This is a genomic window from Kitasatospora sp. NPDC004272, assembly GCF_053603035.1.
Genome location: NZ_JBSGET010000044.1, coordinates 21,039 through 36,869 on the forward strand (window position 1 = coordinate 21,039; position 15,831 = coordinate 36,869).

General features: G+C 75.5%; 10 protein-coding genes. 6 read left to right on the forward strand and 4 right to left on the reverse strand.

The genetic code is table 11. From position 1 onward, the window contains the following. Nucleotides 1-15 precede the first annotated feature (15 nt). Nucleotides 16-4,704, reverse strand: a complete 4,689-nt coding sequence (locus tag ACWEO5_RS15975; RefSeq protein WP_452162958.1) for an ATP-dependent helicase — start codon at nucleotides 4,702-4,704, stop codon at nucleotides 16-18. Between the two features lie 151 nt (nucleotides 4,705-4,855). Here ACWEO5_RS15975 and ACWEO5_RS15980 point away from each other — a divergent pair, with 151 nt between their 5' ends. The 6 genes from ACWEO5_RS15980 to rny all read left to right on the forward strand — a co-directional run bounded on the left by ACWEO5_RS15980 (nucleotide 4,856) and on the right by rny (nucleotide 12,220). After that, entirely contained in the window at nucleotides 4,856-6,532 is a 1,677-nt protein-coding gene (locus tag ACWEO5_RS15980) for a S8 family serine peptidase (protein WP_452162959.1), read from the forward strand. 85 nt (nucleotides 6,533-6,617) lie between these two features. Then, a complete protein-coding gene (locus ACWEO5_RS15985) occupies nucleotides 6,618-6,812 on the forward strand; it encodes a DUF3046 domain-containing protein (protein ID WP_030457969.1) in 195 nt (64 codons plus the stop codon). Nucleotides 6,813-6,846: 34 nt separating this feature from the next. Further along, nucleotides 6,847-8,343 carry an AI-2E family transporter gene (locus ACWEO5_RS15990; protein ID WP_452162960.1) on the forward strand — a complete coding sequence of 499 codons (1,497 nt, stop codon included), beginning with the start codon at nucleotides 6,847-6,849 and terminating at the stop codon, nucleotides 8,341-8,343. A gap of 241 nt (nucleotides 8,344-8,584) precedes the next feature. Beyond that, the gene (recA, locus tag ACWEO5_RS15995; protein WP_344552677.1) at nucleotides 8,585-9,685 is read left to right on the forward strand and encodes a recombinase RecA; all 1,101 of its coding nucleotides are present in this window, start codon (nucleotides 8,585-8,587) and stop codon (nucleotides 9,683-9,685) included. Between the two features lie 4 nt (nucleotides 9,686-9,689). Then, complete coding sequence (locus ACWEO5_RS16000; protein WP_452162961.1) at nucleotides 9,690-10,619, forward strand: RecX family transcriptional regulator; 930 nt, start codon at nucleotides 9,690-9,692, stop codon at nucleotides 10,617-10,619. A 197-nt stretch (nucleotides 10,620-10,816) separates the two neighbouring features. Beyond that, on the forward strand, nucleotides 10,817-12,220 hold the full coding sequence (gene rny / locus ACWEO5_RS16005) for a ribonuclease Y (protein WP_344552675.1): 1,404 nt from the start codon (nucleotides 10,817-10,819) through the stop codon (nucleotides 12,218-12,220). A gap of 322 nt (nucleotides 12,221-12,542) precedes the next feature. On the opposite strand, the gene ACWEO5_RS16010 is transcribed toward rny, so the two are convergent. The 3 genes from ACWEO5_RS16010 to ACWEO5_RS16020 all read right to left on the reverse strand — a co-directional run bounded on the left by ACWEO5_RS16010 (nucleotide 12,543) and on the right by ACWEO5_RS16020 (nucleotide 15,798). Further along, nucleotides 12,543-14,216: an FAD-dependent monooxygenase gene (locus ACWEO5_RS16010; RefSeq protein WP_452162962.1), complete on the reverse strand. Its 1,674-nt coding sequence runs from the start codon at nucleotides 14,214-14,216 to the stop codon at nucleotides 12,543-12,545. A gap of 107 nt (nucleotides 14,217-14,323) precedes the next feature. After that, nucleotides 14,324-15,151 (reverse strand): amino acid ABC transporter permease, encoded by an 828-nt coding sequence (locus ACWEO5_RS16015; protein WP_452162963.1) that lies wholly within the window; start codon nucleotides 15,149-15,151, stop codon nucleotides 14,324-14,326. Continuing rightward, the gene (locus tag ACWEO5_RS16020; RefSeq protein WP_344552671.1) at nucleotides 15,148-15,798 is read right to left on the reverse strand and encodes an amino acid ABC transporter permease; all 651 of its coding nucleotides are present in this window, start codon (nucleotides 15,796-15,798) and stop codon (nucleotides 15,148-15,150) included. Before ACWEO5_RS16020 ends, ACWEO5_RS16015 begins: the two co-directional genes overlap by 4 nt. Nucleotides 15,799-15,831: the final 33 nt, after the last annotated feature.

Genomic DNA, 15,831 nt, shown 5'->3' on the forward strand with positions numbered 1-15,831 from the left:
AGCACCGCCCGGCCGCTACCGGATCCGGTAGCCCTTCGGGGTGGGGTGGAAACCGGCCGTTTCCAGCCCGGGGCCCAGCGGACTGGTGAGGGCCGGGTGGCCGTTGACGCGCTCCACGGTGAGCGGACCGGCCAGCGCGGCCAGCGCGGCCTCCAGGACCGGGCCCCCGTCGGCCCAGGCGAGCAGGGACTTGCCGCCGCGCTCCAGGTAGAGCACCAGCTCGCCGTCGACCAGGACGACCAGCGAGCCGGCCTTGCGGCCCGGCCGGTGGGCGGCCGCGGTGTCGGACGGGGGCTCCGGCCAGGGCAGCGCCGCGCCGTACGCGTTGGCGGGGTCGGCGGCGGCCAGCACCAGGGCCTGCGGGGCCGGCGCCGCGGCCCCGGCGGACCAGTCGTCGCCCGTTGCCCGCTCCAGCCGGGAACTGACCGAGCGCAGCCGGTCCGCGGCCCCGTCCATGGCGAACTGGGCGCCGCCGAGCCCCTCGACGAAGTAGCCCCGGCGGGCCCGGCCGCGCTCCTCGAACACGGACAGCACCCGGTAGACGCCCGCGAAGCCGCCCGGGACCCGCTCGGCGGCCACCGCGCCCCTGGTCAGCACGCCGTGCCGGTCCAGCAGGGCCTGGGCCCGGGCGGCGGCCCGCACCGTCGGTTCGCCGTCCAGCGCGGGCAGCAGCGACCAGCGGCCGACCGCCGTCGGCGGGCCGGTGCGCGCGGACGGGCGGGCCAGGCCGCGGGCCGCGCCGCCGTAGCGGCCGCGCGGGGTGGCGCGCGGTGCGCGGTGCGCGGTGGCGCCCGCGGTGCGGCCGGAGCCGAGCAGGCCGCGCAGCGGGGCCAGCGTGTCGTTGGTGGCGTACCCGGCCCACACGAGGTCCCACAGGGCCTCGGCGATCTCGGCGTCCGGGGTGTCCGGGACGCGCTCGGCGAGCTGGCGGAAGAACGCGCCGTAGCCGCCGCTCAGCGCCTCCAGCAGGGCGGTGTGCACCGGGCCCGGAGTGAGCGGCAGCGGCTCGGGGCGCAGCAGGTGGGCGTTCTCCGGCAGGTGCAGGCTGATCCAGCCGTCCTTGCCGGGCAGCGCGCCCGCGCCGGACCAGCCGATCTCGCCGGCCGCCATCAGCTCGTCCAGCAGGGCGGGGGAGTAGTCGGTGAGCCGGGCGGGCAGCACCAGCTTCTCCAGGGCGGAGGCGGGCAGCGCGGTGCCCTGGAGCTGCTCGACCACCCGGTAGAGGCCGTCGGCGCCGCGCAGGCGGTGCCCGGCCAGGTGCTGCCACTGCGGGAGGAAGCCGGCCAGCGCCTTCGGCGGGACGGCCTCCACCTCGTGCCGCAGGGCGGCCAGCGAGCGGCGGCGCAGGCGGCGCAGCACCTCGGCGTCGCACCACTCGGGGGCGGCGGCGTTCCCTGAAGAGGGGGCGCGGAGCGCTTCGTGAGAAGGGTGGTGGGCGACGGGCGGGCGGAACTCGCCCCGGACCAGGCGGCCGGCGGCGGTCAGCCGGTGCAGGGTGCCGGTGACGACGGCGCTGCCGAGGCCGAAGCGGTCCGCGGCCTCCTGCGCGGTGAACGGGCCGTGGGTGCGGGCGTACCGGGCCAGCAGGTCGCCCAGCGGGTCCTTGACCGGCTCGGTGAACGCCTCGGGGACGCCGACCGGCAGCGGGGTGCCCAGGGCGTCGCGCAGCCGCCCGGCGTCCTCGACCGCGGCCCAGCGCAGGGCACCGCCGATCCGGACCTGGATCGCCCGGCGGGCGGCCTCCAGCTCCAGCGCCCACAGCGGCTCGGCGCCGCGCTCGGCGAGCTCGGCCTCGGCGAGCGGGCCGAGCAGGCGCAGCGCGTCGGCGACGCCCTCGGCGTCCCGGATCCGGCGCTCGGGGGTGCGGCGCTGGAGCTCGGCCTCCAGGTCGGCGAGGACCTGCGGGTCGAGCAGTTCGCGCAGTTCGGCCTGGCCGAGCAGCTCGGACAGCAGCCGGGAGTCCAGCGCGAGGGCGGCGGCCCGGCGCTCGGCGACCGGTGAGTCGCCCTCGTAGAGGAACTGGGCGACGTAGCCGAACAGCAGGGAGCGGGCGAACGGGGACGGCTCGGGCGTGGTGACCTCGACCAGCCGCACCGCGCGGGACTCCAGGTCCCCCATCAGCTCGACCAGGCCCGGCACGTCGAACACGTCCTGCAGGCACTCGCGGACGGCCTCCAGGACGATCGGGAAGGAGCCGTACTCGGCGGCCACCTCCAGCAGTTGGGAGGCGCGCTGGCGCTGCTGCCACAGCGGGGTGCGCTTGCCCGGGCTGCGGCGCGGCAGCAGCAGGGCGCGGCCGGCGCACTCGCGGAACCGGGCGGCGAACAGGGCCGAGCCGCCGACCTGGTCGGTGACCAGCTGCTCGATCTCGGCGGCGTCGAAGACCGCGGCGTCCGCGCCCACCGGGGCCTCGTCGGCGGCCTCGTCGGCGGCCGGGGCGCTGGCCGGGGCGGTGGGGAAGGCGGGGAAGTCGGCCAGCAGGTCGGCGTCCGGCAGGCGCAGCACGATGCCGTCGTCGGCGTGCATCACCTGCGGGTCCAGGCCGTGCTTCTCGCGCAGCCGGGCGCCGATGGCCAGCGCCCACGGGGCGTGCACCTGGGCGCCGAACGGGGAGTGCACGACGATCCGCCAGTCGCCGAGCTCGTCGCGGAAGCGCTCGACCACGATGGTGCGGTCGTCGGGCAGGTGGCCGCAGGCCGCGCGCTGCTCGGCGAGGTAGGCGAGCAGGTTGCCGGCCGCCCAGTCGTCCAGGCCCGCCGCGCGCAGCCGTTCGGTGGCCGCGGCGGGCTCCAGCGCGCCGATCTCGCGGACGAACGCGCCCACCGCGCGGCCGAGTTCGAGCGGGCGGCCGAGGGTGTCGCCCTTCCAGAACGGCAGTCGGCCCGGGACGCCGGGGGCGGGGGTGACCAGCACCTTGTCGTGGGTGATCTCCTGGATCCGCCAGGAGGTGGTGCCCAGGGTGAAGACGTCCCCCACCCGGGACTCGTAGACCATCTCCTCGTCCAGCTCTCCGACCCGGCCGCCGCCCTTCTTGCCCGCCTTCGAATCGGCCGCGGTGGAACCGGCGATGAAGACGCCGAACAGGCCGCGGTCCGGGATGGTGCCGCCGGAGGTGACGGCGAGGCGCTGGGCGCCGGGGCGGCCGGTGACCGTGCCGGCGACGCGGTCCCAGACCAGGCGGGGGCGCAGTTCGGCGAAGGCGTCGGACGGGTAGCGGCCGGCCAGCATGTCCAGCACGCCGTCGAAGGCGGACTGCGGGAGGGTGGCGAACGGGGCGGCGCGGCGGCACAGGGCGAGCAGCTCGTCCACGTCCCAGGTGTCCAGGGCGGTGATCGCGACCAGCTGCTGGGCCAGCACGTCCAGCGGGTTGCGCGGGACGCGCAGGGCCTCGATCCGGCCGGCCCGCATCCGCTCGGTGACCACGGCGGACTGCACCAGGTCGCCCCGGTACTTGGGGAAGAACACGCCCCGGGAGACCGCCCCGACCTGGTGCCCGGCCCGGCCGACCCGCTGCAGGCCGGAGGCGACCGAGGGCGGGGACTCGACCTGCACCACCAGGTCGACGGAGCCCATGTCGATGCCCAGCTCCAGGCTGGAGGTGGCGACCACGGCGGGCAGCCGGCCGGCCTTCAACTCCTCCTCCACCAGCGCCCGCTGCTCCTTGGAGACCGAGCCGTGGTGCGCCCGGGCCAGCAGCGGCGGGGCGCCGGCGGCGGCGCCCGAGCCGCCCATCAGCTCGGCGGGGGAGTGCGCGGCGGGCAGCGGGGCGCCGGTGGCCCGCTCGTGGGCGATCTCGTTCAGCCGGTTGCACAGCCGCTCGGCCAACCGGCGGGAGTTGGCGAACACGATGGTCGAGCGGTGCGCCTGCACCAGGTCGACGATCCGCTCCTCGACGTGCGGCCAGATCGAGGACTGCCGCTGCGGGTCGTCCTCCTCGGCGGGGGCGGCGGGCAGGTCCGCCAGGTCCGGGACGGGGACCACCACGGACAGGTCGAAGCGCTTGTCGCCGCCGGGCCGGACGATCGCCGCGCCGCGCTGCGGGCTCAGGTAGCGGGCGACCTCCTCGACCGGGCGGACGGTCGCCGACAGGCCGATCCGGCGGGCCGGGCGCTCCAGCAGCTCGTCCAGGCGCTCCAGGCTGAGCGCCAGGTGCGCGCCGCGCTTGGTGCCGGCCACCGCGTGCACCTCGTCCAGGATCACCGTGTCGACGCCGCGCAGGGACTCCCGGGCGGCGGAGGTGAGCAGCAGGAACAGCGACTCGGGGGTGGTGATCAGGATGTCCGGCGGCTGGGTGGCGAACTTCCGGCGCTCGGCGGCCGGGGTGTCGCCGGAGCGGACGCCGACCCGGACCTCGGGCTCCGGCAGGCCCAGCCGGACGCTCGCCTGCCGCAGGCCGGTGAGCGGGGCGCGCAGGTTGCGCTCGACGTCGACCGCGAGGGCCTTCAGCGGGGAGACGTAGAGCACCCGGCAGCGGCGCTTCGGGTCGGCCGGGGGCGGGTCGGCGGCCAGCCGGTCCAGCGCGGAGAGGAAGGCCGCCAGCGTCTTGCCGGAGCCGGTCGGGGCGACCACCAGCACGTCCGTCCCCAGCCCGATCGCCGACCAGGCCCGGGACTGCGCCTCGGTGGGCGCGGCGAACGCCCCCGTGAACCAGGCCCGGGTGGCCGGGGCGAAACCCTGCAGCGGATCGGCGTCGGAGATGGCCATGCCCCCATGGTGCCCCGACACGCTGACAGGTCACGGAACGGTCACCGTCTGACCCAATCCCGGGCAGCAAATCGTACAAATCACTCATATCGTGAGGATCCGGACTCGATTTCCCGGAGTCCGGCCCTGCCTGACGAGCGGAGACCGTGCGATGGAGCAGGTGAGCCAGGCCCCCGGCAGCACCCCCGCCACCCGACGGCGCCGCAGCGTCCGGGTGCTCGGCGCGACGCTGCTCACCGGACTGCTGCTCGGCGGCGCCGTCCCGTACGTCACCGGCAACGGCGGCACCTACCTCAGCTACCTGGTGCTGGACGAGCGCACCGACGCGCAGGGCGCCGCGCACGCCGCCGACCGGGCCCGGGCGCTCGGCGGCAAGATCGTCCAGGACTACCCGCAGATCGGCGCGGTGCTCGCCTACGCCGGCCCGCAGTTCGCCGGGAAGCTGCGCCGGCAGCCCGGGATAGCCGCCGTCGGCGCCACCCGCACCGTCCCGGTGCCCTCGCCGCCCCGGCCGCTGGCCGGCGCCGCGTTCGGCACCGGCGAGGACACCTGGGCGGCCGCCGGGACCGGCACCGCCGGGCTGCCGCCCGCCGCGCTGCCGCCCGCCGCGCTGCCGCCCGCCGCGCCGGCACCCGCCGCGCCGGCACCCGCCGGGGGCGACGCGGCACCCGTCGCGGACGACGTGGCGGAGGGCGCCGACGACTCCACCGCCACCGTGCCCGACCCCGGCGAGCAGTCCGACTGGAACCTCGCCATGATCGGCGCCCTCGGCCGCCCCGCCGGGCGCACCGCCGCCCTGCTGCGCCCGCCGCTGGCCGGCGCCGGCACGCCCTCCGCCGACCGGGCCGGCGCGCTGCCCACCGCCCAGCAGCTGTCCGGGGTCACCGTCGCGGTGCTGGACTCCGGCGTCGACGACACCCACCCCGACCTGCGCACCGCCGTCGACCCGGCCGCCTCCGCGTCCTGCGCCGACGGCCGCCCCGACTCCCGCAGCGGCGCCTGGCGCCCCGACGACGCGATCAACGAGAGCGGCCACGGCACCCACGTCGCCGGGATCGTCGGCGCCGCCCGCGACGGCCACGGCGTCACCGGCGTCGCCCCCGGCGTGCGGATCGCCGCCGTCCGGCTGCTCGGACCGCTCGGCCAGTACTACGCCGAGAACATCGTCTGCGGCATGCTCTGGGCCGCCGACCACGGCGCCCGGGCGATCAACGACAGCTACTTCGCCGACCCGTGGAAGTACAACTGCCCCGAGGACGCCGACCAGGCCGCGCTGGCCGCCGCCGTCGGCCGGGCCGTCGCCTACGCCCAGCGCAAGGGCGCCGTGGTGGTCGCCTCGGCGGGCAACGACGGGCAGGACCTCAACGCCGGCCGCGAGGACCGGCGCAGCCCCAACGACCGCACCTCCGGCCCCCCCGAGGAGCGGCAGCTGGGCACTGAGTGCATCCGGCTGCCCGGCGAACTGCCCGGCGTGGTCACCGTCACCGCCGTCGACCGCACCGGCCTGCCCTCCGCGTACAGCAACTACGGGCGCGGCAAGGTCTCCATCGCCGCCCCCGGCGGCGACCCCGACGGCGGCACCCAGGGCGCGGTCGTCTCCGACTGGCCCGGCGGCCGCTACGCCGCGCTGGCCGGCACCTCGATGTCCGCCGCGCACGTCACCGGCGCCGTCGCCGTGGTCGCCGCCCTGCACCCCGACTGGGACCCCGGGCGGATCACCGCCGCCCTCTCCCGGGCCGCCGCCGACAACTGCGCCCGCACCCTGCCGCTCGGCTGCCAGGAGCACGACTACTACGGCGCCGGGATCCTCGCCCTGCCGACCGGCTGACCGGCTGACCGGCTGACCGGCTGACCGGTCGGCTCCGATCCGGCCGGCCGGAGGGGGACGCGTGCCGGTGGCCGATACTGGTCGGATGAGGCTGACCGAGTTCTGGCGACGGATGCACGAGCACTTCGGCGAGGCGTACGCGGAGTCCTTCGCGCAGGACCACGTGATGGGCGAACTCGGCGGGCGCACCGTCCGGCAGGCGCTGGACGCCGGCTGGGAGGCCAAGGACGTCTGGCGGGTGGTCTGCGTCACGCAGGGAGTGTCTTCCCTGCTGCGGTGACCCCGGACGGCACGAGGTGGGCCAGACTGGCCCGGTGGCGAGCAGCGCAGAGCACCCCGACACCCCGTTCGATGCCGACGCCGGCCCCGGTGGCCCCTCCGCACCCGGTGGCCCCTCCGCACCCGGTGGCCCCTCCGGCCCCGGTGGCCCCTCCGCGCCCGGCGCTCCGGCCGGCCCCGGCGCCGCCGAGACGGTCGACACGGCCGCCGCCCGGCTGCTGCGCCGGGTCGAGCTCGGCGGCGGCGCGATGCCCCGCTGGCTGCCCAGGGCGATACTGCTGGCACTGCTCGGCGTCGGGCTGTTCCAGCTCGCCGACTGGGCCTTCCACCAGCTGATCGACCTGTTCGTGATGCTGCTGGTGGCGTTCTTCCTGTCGCTGGCGATGGAACCCGCCGTCGACCGGATGGCCGCCCGCGGGGTGCGCCGCGGACTCGGCACCTTCCTGGTGTTCATCGGCCTGGCCCTGGCGGTGGCGGGCTTCCTGGCCTCGCTCGGCACCCTGCTGGTCGACCAGATCACCCAGATCGCCGGGAAGCTGCCGCAGCTGCTCCAGGACCTGATCAACTGGATCAACCGCACCTTCCACACCGACCTGTCGCTGGACCAGCTCCAGCACCAGGTGCTCAAGGACTCCGGCACCATCGAGAAGTACGCCCAGCAGGCCGCCGACAACGTCTGGGGCGTCACCGGCACCGTCATCGGCGGGCTGTTCCAGGCGTTCACCGTCGGCCTGTTCACCTTCTACTTCACCGCCGAGGGCCCCCGGGTGCGGCGCAACGTCTGCTCGCTGCTGCCGCCGTCCAAGCAGGGCGAGGTGCTGCGGGCCTGGGAGATCGCCCTCGCCAAGACCGGCGGGTACCTGTACTCCCGGGCGCTGCTCGCGCTGATCTCCACGCTCGCGCACTGGGCGTTCTTCGCCGCCATCGGCCTGCCGTACGCGGCGGCGCTGGCCGTCTGGGTCGGCGTCATGTCGCAGTTCGTGCCCACCATCGGCACCTACCTGGCCGGGGCGCTGCCCGTCCTGGTCGGGCTGACCGAGCGGCCGGTGGAGGCGCTGTGGGTGCTGGCCTTCGTGATCGTCTACCAGCAGATCGAGAACTACCTGCTGCACCCGCGGATCACCGCGAAGACCGTCGACGTGCACCCCGCCGTCGCGTTCGGCGCGGTGATCGCGGGCGCCGCCCTGCTCGGCGCGGTCGGCGCGCTGATCGCCATCCCCGTCGCGGCGACCCTGCAGGGCTTCGTCGGGACGTACGTGCGCCGCTACGAGGTCGAGGACGACCCGCGGATCGACCGCGGCGAGGAGCGGCGCGAGCGGCGGCGGCACACCGTGCGGCGGCTGCGGCGGATGGTCTCCGGCGGCTCGGACGGTTCGGGCGGCGGGCGGTCGAACGGTTCGGACGGGGGGCGGTCGAACGGTTCGGACGGGGGCGGCGGACGGTCGGGCGGGGGCGGACGGTCGGACGGCTCCGGCGGGGGCGGCCCGGAGGGCTCGGGCGGCGGGCGGCGGGAGGATCCGCCCGGGGAGTGAGCGCTCGCACCCGCCCCGGGCTCCGTAGGGGCGGGGAGGGGCGGGGAGGGGCGCACGGAGAGCGGCGCGGCGGGGGCGGGGCGGGGCGGCCGAGGTGCGAGACTGGAATCGAACGTGTGTTCTTTGTACTCTTCGGCGCGGAGTTTTCCACAGGCCGAGCCCGTCCGGGGCCGATTGTCGGTGGGACGCGCTAGCGTCGGTGACGATGAAGCGCACAGGACAGAACCCGAGGGTGGAAGCCATGGCAGGAACGGATCGCGAGAAGGCCCTGGAGGCCGCACTCGCCCAGATCGAGCGGCAGTTCGGCAAGGGCTCGGTGATGCGCCTCGGTGAGAAGGCGAACGAGCCGGTCGAGGTGATCTCCACCGGGTCCACCGCCCTCGACGTGGCGCTCGGCGTGGGCGGCATCCCGCGCGGCCGCGTGGTCGAGATCTACGGCCCGGAGTCCTCCGGCAAGACCACCCTGACCCTGCACCTGGCCGCCAACGCCCAGAAGGCCGGCGGCACCGTCGCCTTCGTCGACGCCGAGCACGCGCTCGACCCCGAGTACGCCAAGAAGCTCGGCGTAGACACCGACGCCCTGCTGGTCAGCCAGCCGGACACCGGCGAGCAGGCGCTGGAGATCACCGACATGCTGATCCGCTCCGGCGCGATCGACCTGGTGATCATCGACTCGGTGGCCGCGCTGGTGCCGCGGGCCGAGATCGAGGGCGAGATGGGCGACTCGCACGTCGGCCTCCAGGCCCGCCTGATGAGCCAGGCGCTGCGGAAGATCGCCGGTGCGCTGAACCAGTCGAACACCACCGCGATCTTCATCAACCAGCTGCGCGAGAAGATCGGTGTGATGTTCGGCTCGCCGGAGACCACCACCGGTGGCCGCGCGCTCAAGTTCTACGCCTCGGTCCGCCTCGACATCCGGCGGATCGAGACCCTGAAGGACGGCACCGAGGCGGTCGGCAACCGCACCCGCGTCAAGGTGGTCAAGAACAAGGTGGCCGCGCCGTTCAAGCAGGCCGAGTTCGACATCCTCTACGGCGTCGGCATCAGCCGCGAGGGCGGCCTGATCGACATGGGCGTGGAGCACGGCTTCATCCGGAAGTCCGGCGCCTGGTACACCTACGAGGGCGACCAGCTGGGCCAGGGCAAGGAGAACGCCCGCAACTTCCTGAAGGACAACCCGCAGCTGGCCGACGAGATCGAGGCCAAGATCAAGGGCAAGCTGGGCATCGGCCCGAAGCCCCCCGAGGCCGAGGGCGAGGCCGCCCCCGCCGTGGAGATCCCGGCGGCCGCGGCCCCGGCGAAGGCCGCGGCCAAGAAGACGGCGGCCGCCGCCAAGAGCTGATCCGTTGACACCGCAGCAGAGCGACCACCCGGCACCGGGCCCGTCCGAGGACGGGCCCGGTGCGGGCATTTTCGGCAGTGGCAGCGGGGGCGCCGACGAGTACGGTCCGCCGGACTGGTTCGCGGCCGTGGCGGAGGAGGACACCGGGCCGGAACCGGCCGGCCCGCCGGACCGGCCCGCCGCGGCGGCCGGGCGGCCGGGGCCCGAGGAGCCCCCGGTGAGCGAACTGCCCGGACTGGTCCGGGCCTCCGAGCTGCCCGGTGGGCGGCGGCGACGGCGCAGCGCGCTGGGCGAGCTGCCGGAGGCGGCCCCGGCGGCCCCGGAGCGGCCGCAGCGGCGGGCGAAGGCCGAGCGGGCCGAGGGCCCGGGCGGGGCGGGGGAGCCGCGGGAGGAGCGCAAGCCGCGGCGCGGGCGGGCCGTCGAACCGGAGGGCGACCCGGCGGAGCGGGCCCGGGACATCTGCCTGCGGCTGCTCACCGGAGCCGCCAAGTCCCGCAAGCAGTTGGCCGATGCGCTGCGCCGCAAGGAGATCCCGGACGAGGCCGCCGAACGGGTGCTGGACCGGCTGGAGGAGGTCGGCCTGATCGACGACGCCGCCTTCGCCGAAGCCTGGGTGGAGTCCCGGCACGCGGTGCGCGGGCTGTCCCGGCGGGCGCTGGCCCAGGAGTTGCGGACCAAGGGCGTCACCGGGGAGACCGCCGAACGGGCCCTGCTCCAGGTGGACGCCGACGACGAGTCCGAGGCCGCCCGGGCGCTGGTGGCGCGGAAGCTGCGCTCCACCGCCGGCCTGGAACGGGACGTGCGGACCAGGCGGTTGGTCGGGGTGCTGGCCCGCCGCGGCTACGCCGAGGGCCTGGCGTACCGGGTGGTGCGGGAGGCGTTGGACGCGGAGGGGACGGAAGAGGAGGACTGGCCGGAGGTGGAGGGGGACTGAGCGCGGGCGCCGGGCGCGGAGCCCGCGGCAGGGTGCCCGCGCCACCGTGCGATTTGATGACTGGTGATCAGATCGATGGAGCCAATTCTCGATCGCATCTTGACCGTTTCGTAACCTCGGCCTAGCCTCACACTCAGTGGCAGGACGATCGCGGAGGTCGCCTCAGCGGCAGCGTGAGCAGGACGGGGAGTGGCCGGATGGGCATCGCTCAGGGCACCGAAACGGGTTCCTCCCTGCTGCTGGCGGCCGGGGTGCTGATCGGCGCCCTGGTACTGGTGCTGGCCGCCGGGTTCCTGATGCTCCGCCAGCGCCGGGCCGAACTCGACCGCCGCGAGGCCCGGTTGACCTCCGAGCTGCACCGCCTCCACCAGCACGAGGACGAACTCGCCGCCCGCGCCGCCGAATCCGAGCGGGTGCGCGGCGAACTCGCCGACCAGGCGGCCGAGAACCGCCGGCTACTGGAGCACACCGCCGGGCTGACCGCCGCGCAGGCCCGCGAGGAGATCGTCCGGACCGCCGAGTCGGAGGCCCGCCGGGAGGCCGCGCTGACCGTCCGGGAGATCGAGCGGCGGGCCGTCACCGAGGGGGAGGGCCGGGCCCGCGAGATCATCGCCGCGTCCGTCCAGCGCCTGGCCGCCGAGCACACCGCCGACACCGTGGTCACCACCCTGCGGCTGCCCAGCGAGGACATGAAGGGCCGGGTGATCGGCCGCGAGGGCCGCAACATCCGCGCCTTCGAAGCCGTCACCGGGGTCAACCTGATCGTCGACGACACCCCCGGGCTGGTGCAGCTCTCCTGCTTCGACCCCGTCCGGCGGGAGAGCGCCCGGCTCACCCTGGAGGCGCTGCTGGTCGACGGGCGGATCCACCCGGCCCGGATCGAGGAGGCGCACGAGCGCAGCCGGGCCGAGGTCGAGCGGCTGTGCGTGCGGGCCGGGGAGGACGCGCTGCTGACCGTCGGGATCGGCGCGAGCGGCGAGATGTCGCCCGAACTCGTCCGCACCCTCGGCACCCTGCGCTACCGCACCTCGTACGGGCAGAACGTGCTCGGGCACCTGGTGGAGTCCGCGCACCTGGCCGGGATGATGGCCGCGGAGATCGGCGTCGACCCCGAGCCGGTGCGGCGGGCCGCGCTGCTGCACGACATCGGCAAGGCGCTCAGCCACCGGGTGCCGGGCAGCCACGCCGCGATCGGCGCCGAGTTCGCCCGGCGGCACGGCGAGACGGAGGAGGTCGTGCACGCGATAGCGGCCCACCACGGGGAGATCGAGGCGAAGACCGTGGAGGCCGTGCTCACCCAGGCCGCCGACGCCTGCTCGGCCGGGCGGCCGGGCGCCCGCAAGGAGTCGGTGGAGGCGTACGTGCGCCGGCTGGAGCGGCTGGAGGAGATCGCCCGGGCGCACGAGGGCGTCACCAAGGTCTACGCGATGCAGGCCGGACGGGAGGTCCGGGTGATGGTGCAGCCCGAGGCCGTGGACGACCTGCGGGCCCAGGAGATCGCCCGGGAGGTCGCCCGGCAGGTGCGCGAGGAGCTGACCTACCCGGGGCAGATCCGGATCACGGTGGTGCGGGAGTCGCGGGCGACGGAGGTTGCGCGGTAGCGCGAGAGCGCTGGCGCGCAACGGGGACGCGAGGGCGCGCAGCGGGGGCGCCCCGGGGCGGCAACTGGCTGCCGGTGCCGCGATCTTGCCGGTGCGGGTGTGGCTGGGCGCGCGGTTCCTCGCGCCCCTGGTTTGGTGCTTGCGGTCTTCTTGGTGCGGGCGTGGGGGTGGTTGGGCGCGCGGTTCCTCGCGCCCCTGGTTTGGTGCTTGCGGTCTTCTTCGTGCGGGCGTGGGGGTGGCTGGGCGCGCGGTTCCTCGCGCCCCTGGTTTGGTGCTTGCGGTCTTCTTCGTGCCGGCGTGGGGGTGGCTGGGTGGGCGGGTGCTATCCCTTGGCTTGCTGCTGTTCCAGGCCCGGCTTGGGGGTGAGCGGGGCGGTGAGGGCGTGCAGGGTCTCGGGGTGGAGGCCGGGGGTGGTGCCCAGCAGGTGGCCGTCGGGGCGGACCAGCAGGACGGTGTGCGGGGTGGCGCCGGGGTAGGCGTCGGTGACCAGGACCTCGGTGGGGACGGGGAGTTCGGCGGCGAGTTCGGCGAGGCGGGGCATCAGGCCGGCGCCGAGCCAGTGCTCGGCGGACCAGACGGTGGTGCCGGGGGCGACCAGGACCAGGAGGAAGGGGCCGCCGAGGCGGGCCCGCAGGGTGTCCGCCGCGCCGTCGGCGGTGACCACCGGGAGGTCGGGGACCAGGACGCCGGGGGCGGTCGCCGGGAGCAGCTCGGTCAGCGAGGTGCCGCGGCCGGAGCCGCGCTGCTCGGGGACCCGGGGGGAGACGCCGGAGGGGGCGGCGGGGTAGGCGGGGGCGCCGCCGAAGCGGCCGGTGCCGAGCTGGCCGTCGGCGAGCAGCGGGGCGTGCTTGCGGAAGGAGCCGGACAGCAGCGAGCGCCGGGTCTCGGCCCAGCCGCGCAGCGGCCGCAGCAGCGGCATGCTCTGGTCGACGGCGCGCAGCCGGGCGCCCACCGCGCCGCGGCGCTCGGCCTCGTAGCCGTCGAGCAGGGCGCGGTCGGCGCGGTCGCCGCCGGGCGGCAGGTGCCAGGCGAGGGCGAGCCGCCAGGCGAGGTTGTCGGCGTCGCGCAGGCCGTCGGCGAGGTTCTGCATGCCGAGCGCGCCGTGCAGGTGGGCGGCGTCGCCGGCCAGGAAGCAGCGGCCGGTGCGGAAGCGGGCGGCCAGCCGCTGCTGGTAGGTGTGGTCGGCGGCGGCGAGCAGTTGGTGCGGCGGGAGTTCGCCGCACCAGCCGGTGAGCGCGGAGGTGACCCGGGTGAGCAGGGTGTCGCCGGTGACGATGCCGGGCCAGGTGGCGTGCGGGTCGACGGGTTCGGTGGGCTGGGGGCGGCCGGGGGGCAGCCGCCAGTCGAGCCGCCACAGGCCGTCGGGCAGCGGGCGGGCGGACGCCTCGCGGTCGCCGCGCCACGGGGGTTCGCGGTGCAGCCGGGCCTCGCCGGGGAAGGGCAGGTCCACCCGGACGGTGGCGACGGCGTGCCGGTCGACGGCGGGCCGGCCGGGGAAGCGGACCTTGAGCAGCTTGCGGACGCCTGAGCGGGCGCCGTCGCAGCCGACCAGGTGGCTGCCGCGCCACCAGGTCTCCTCCCCGGCGGAGTTGGTGCGGACGGCGACCCCGTCGCGGTCCTGGGCGATCTCGACCACCTTGTGCCGCGGCAGCAGGCGGATCAGCGGGGTGGCGGCGACGGCGTCGCGCAGGCCGCGCTGGAGGCGGTGCTGGGCGAGGTGCAGGACGGGTTCGTCGTCCAGCGGCAGGCGCAGCACCTCGGCGCGGCGGCGCCAGATGGTGAAGGCGTCCCAGCGGGCGGCGTCGGAGCCGACCCGGGCGTAGCCGATCCGGCCGAGGAAGGCGGCGGTGTCGCCGCCGAGCACGACGGTGCGGGGGCTCTCGGCGCTGACGCCGGGCCCCTCGTCCAGGACGGTGCTGGGGACTTCGTTGCGCGCGAGGGCGAGCGCCAGGGCGAGGCCGACCGGCCCGGCCCCGACGATGATCACCGCGTCCATGCCGGGGCCTTCGGGCGGGCGGCGCCGGCCGCCGGTGCGTCATGTGCCGGGTGGGAGGTCCCAGGTGGTGTCACGAAGAGCAATGCAACAGATCACCTGGGTGTCCGTCAAGCAGCGGATGCGCCGCGACGGTTCGCGCCGCGGCGGCCGCGGGACTCGATCCAGCGGGCCAGGCCGCTGAGCGCGAGGCACAACGCGATGTAGATCGGGGTGATCACCAGGACCACCGGGATGTACGGGTAGCCGTCGGAGTTGGAGGCGATCAGCTTGCCGACGTACAGCAGCTCGGAGTACGTGATGATGTAGCCGAGCGAGGTGTCCTTGAGGGTGACGACCAGCTGGCCGATGATCGCGGGCAGCATCGCCCGGACCGCCTGCGGGACGAGCACCAGGCTCATCACCTGGGTCTTGCGCAGGCCCAGGGCGTACGCGGCCTCGGCCTGGCCGCGCGGGACGGCGTTGATGCCGGAGCGGATGATCTCGGCCTGCACGGCGCCGTTGTACAGCACCAGGCCGACGACCAGGCCCCACATCGGCTCGGCGGTGAACACCGCCTGGTACAGCGCGAAGATCATGATGACCAGCGGCATGGCCCGGAAGAACTGGACCACCGCGGTGGACACCGCGCGCACCGGCCGGTGGTCGGAGAGCCGGCCGGTGGCGAACAGCACGCCGAGCAGCAGCGAGCCGACCGCGGACAGGCCGAAGACCTCCAGGGTGGCCAGCACGCCGTCCAGGATCCGCTGCTGGACGGCGTTGTACTCGAAGGGCGCCCACAGCGAGCCGTCGAACTGGCCCTGGTCGGCCAGGGTGGAGACGACCCACCAGAACAGGGCGGCGATGCCCAGCGTGCCGAGCACGCCGGCCAGCAGGTAGCGCCGCCGGGCCCGCGGGCCCGGGACGTCGTACAGGACGGAGGCGGCGCGGGTGCTCATCGGGCCACCGCCGTGCGCCGCTCCAGGGCGGAGAAGACCGCGCCGACCGAGAAGCTGATCACCAGGTAGGCCAGGGCCACCCAGAAGAAGATGGCGAAGATGGCGTAACCCTTCTCGGTCAGGGTCTTCTGCACGCTGAACAGCTCGAAGACGTTGAAGGCGCCGGCCACGGCCGAGTTGCGGGGCAGCGCGATGAACACCGAGCCCATCGGCGCGAGCACCGCGCGGGCCGCCTGCGGCAGCACCACCAGGCTCAGCGTCTGGCCGAAGCCCATGCCCAGCGAGCGGGCCGCCTCGGCCTGGCCCAGCGGCACGGTGTTGATGCCCGCGCGCAGCACCTCGCAGACGAAGCTGCCGGTGTAGATGCTGAGCGCGGCCACCGCGGCGGTGAAGCTGCTGATGTGCACGTCCAGCCGCGGCAGCACGAAGGTCACCGCGAAGAACATCAGGGTCAGCGGGGTGTTGCGGAAGAGCATCACCCAGCCGGTGCCGAAGGCCCGCAGCACCGGGACCGGCGAGACGCGGAAGGCCGCCAGCACGATGCCCAGCAACAGGGCGAACAGGGCACTGAGCGCGCTCAGTTCGAGCGTTCCCAGGAACCCGCGGACGAACAGCGAGAAGTTGCCGTCCTCGAACGGTATGCCCATGCCGGCGGCCCTCCTTCCTCGGTATCGGTGTTC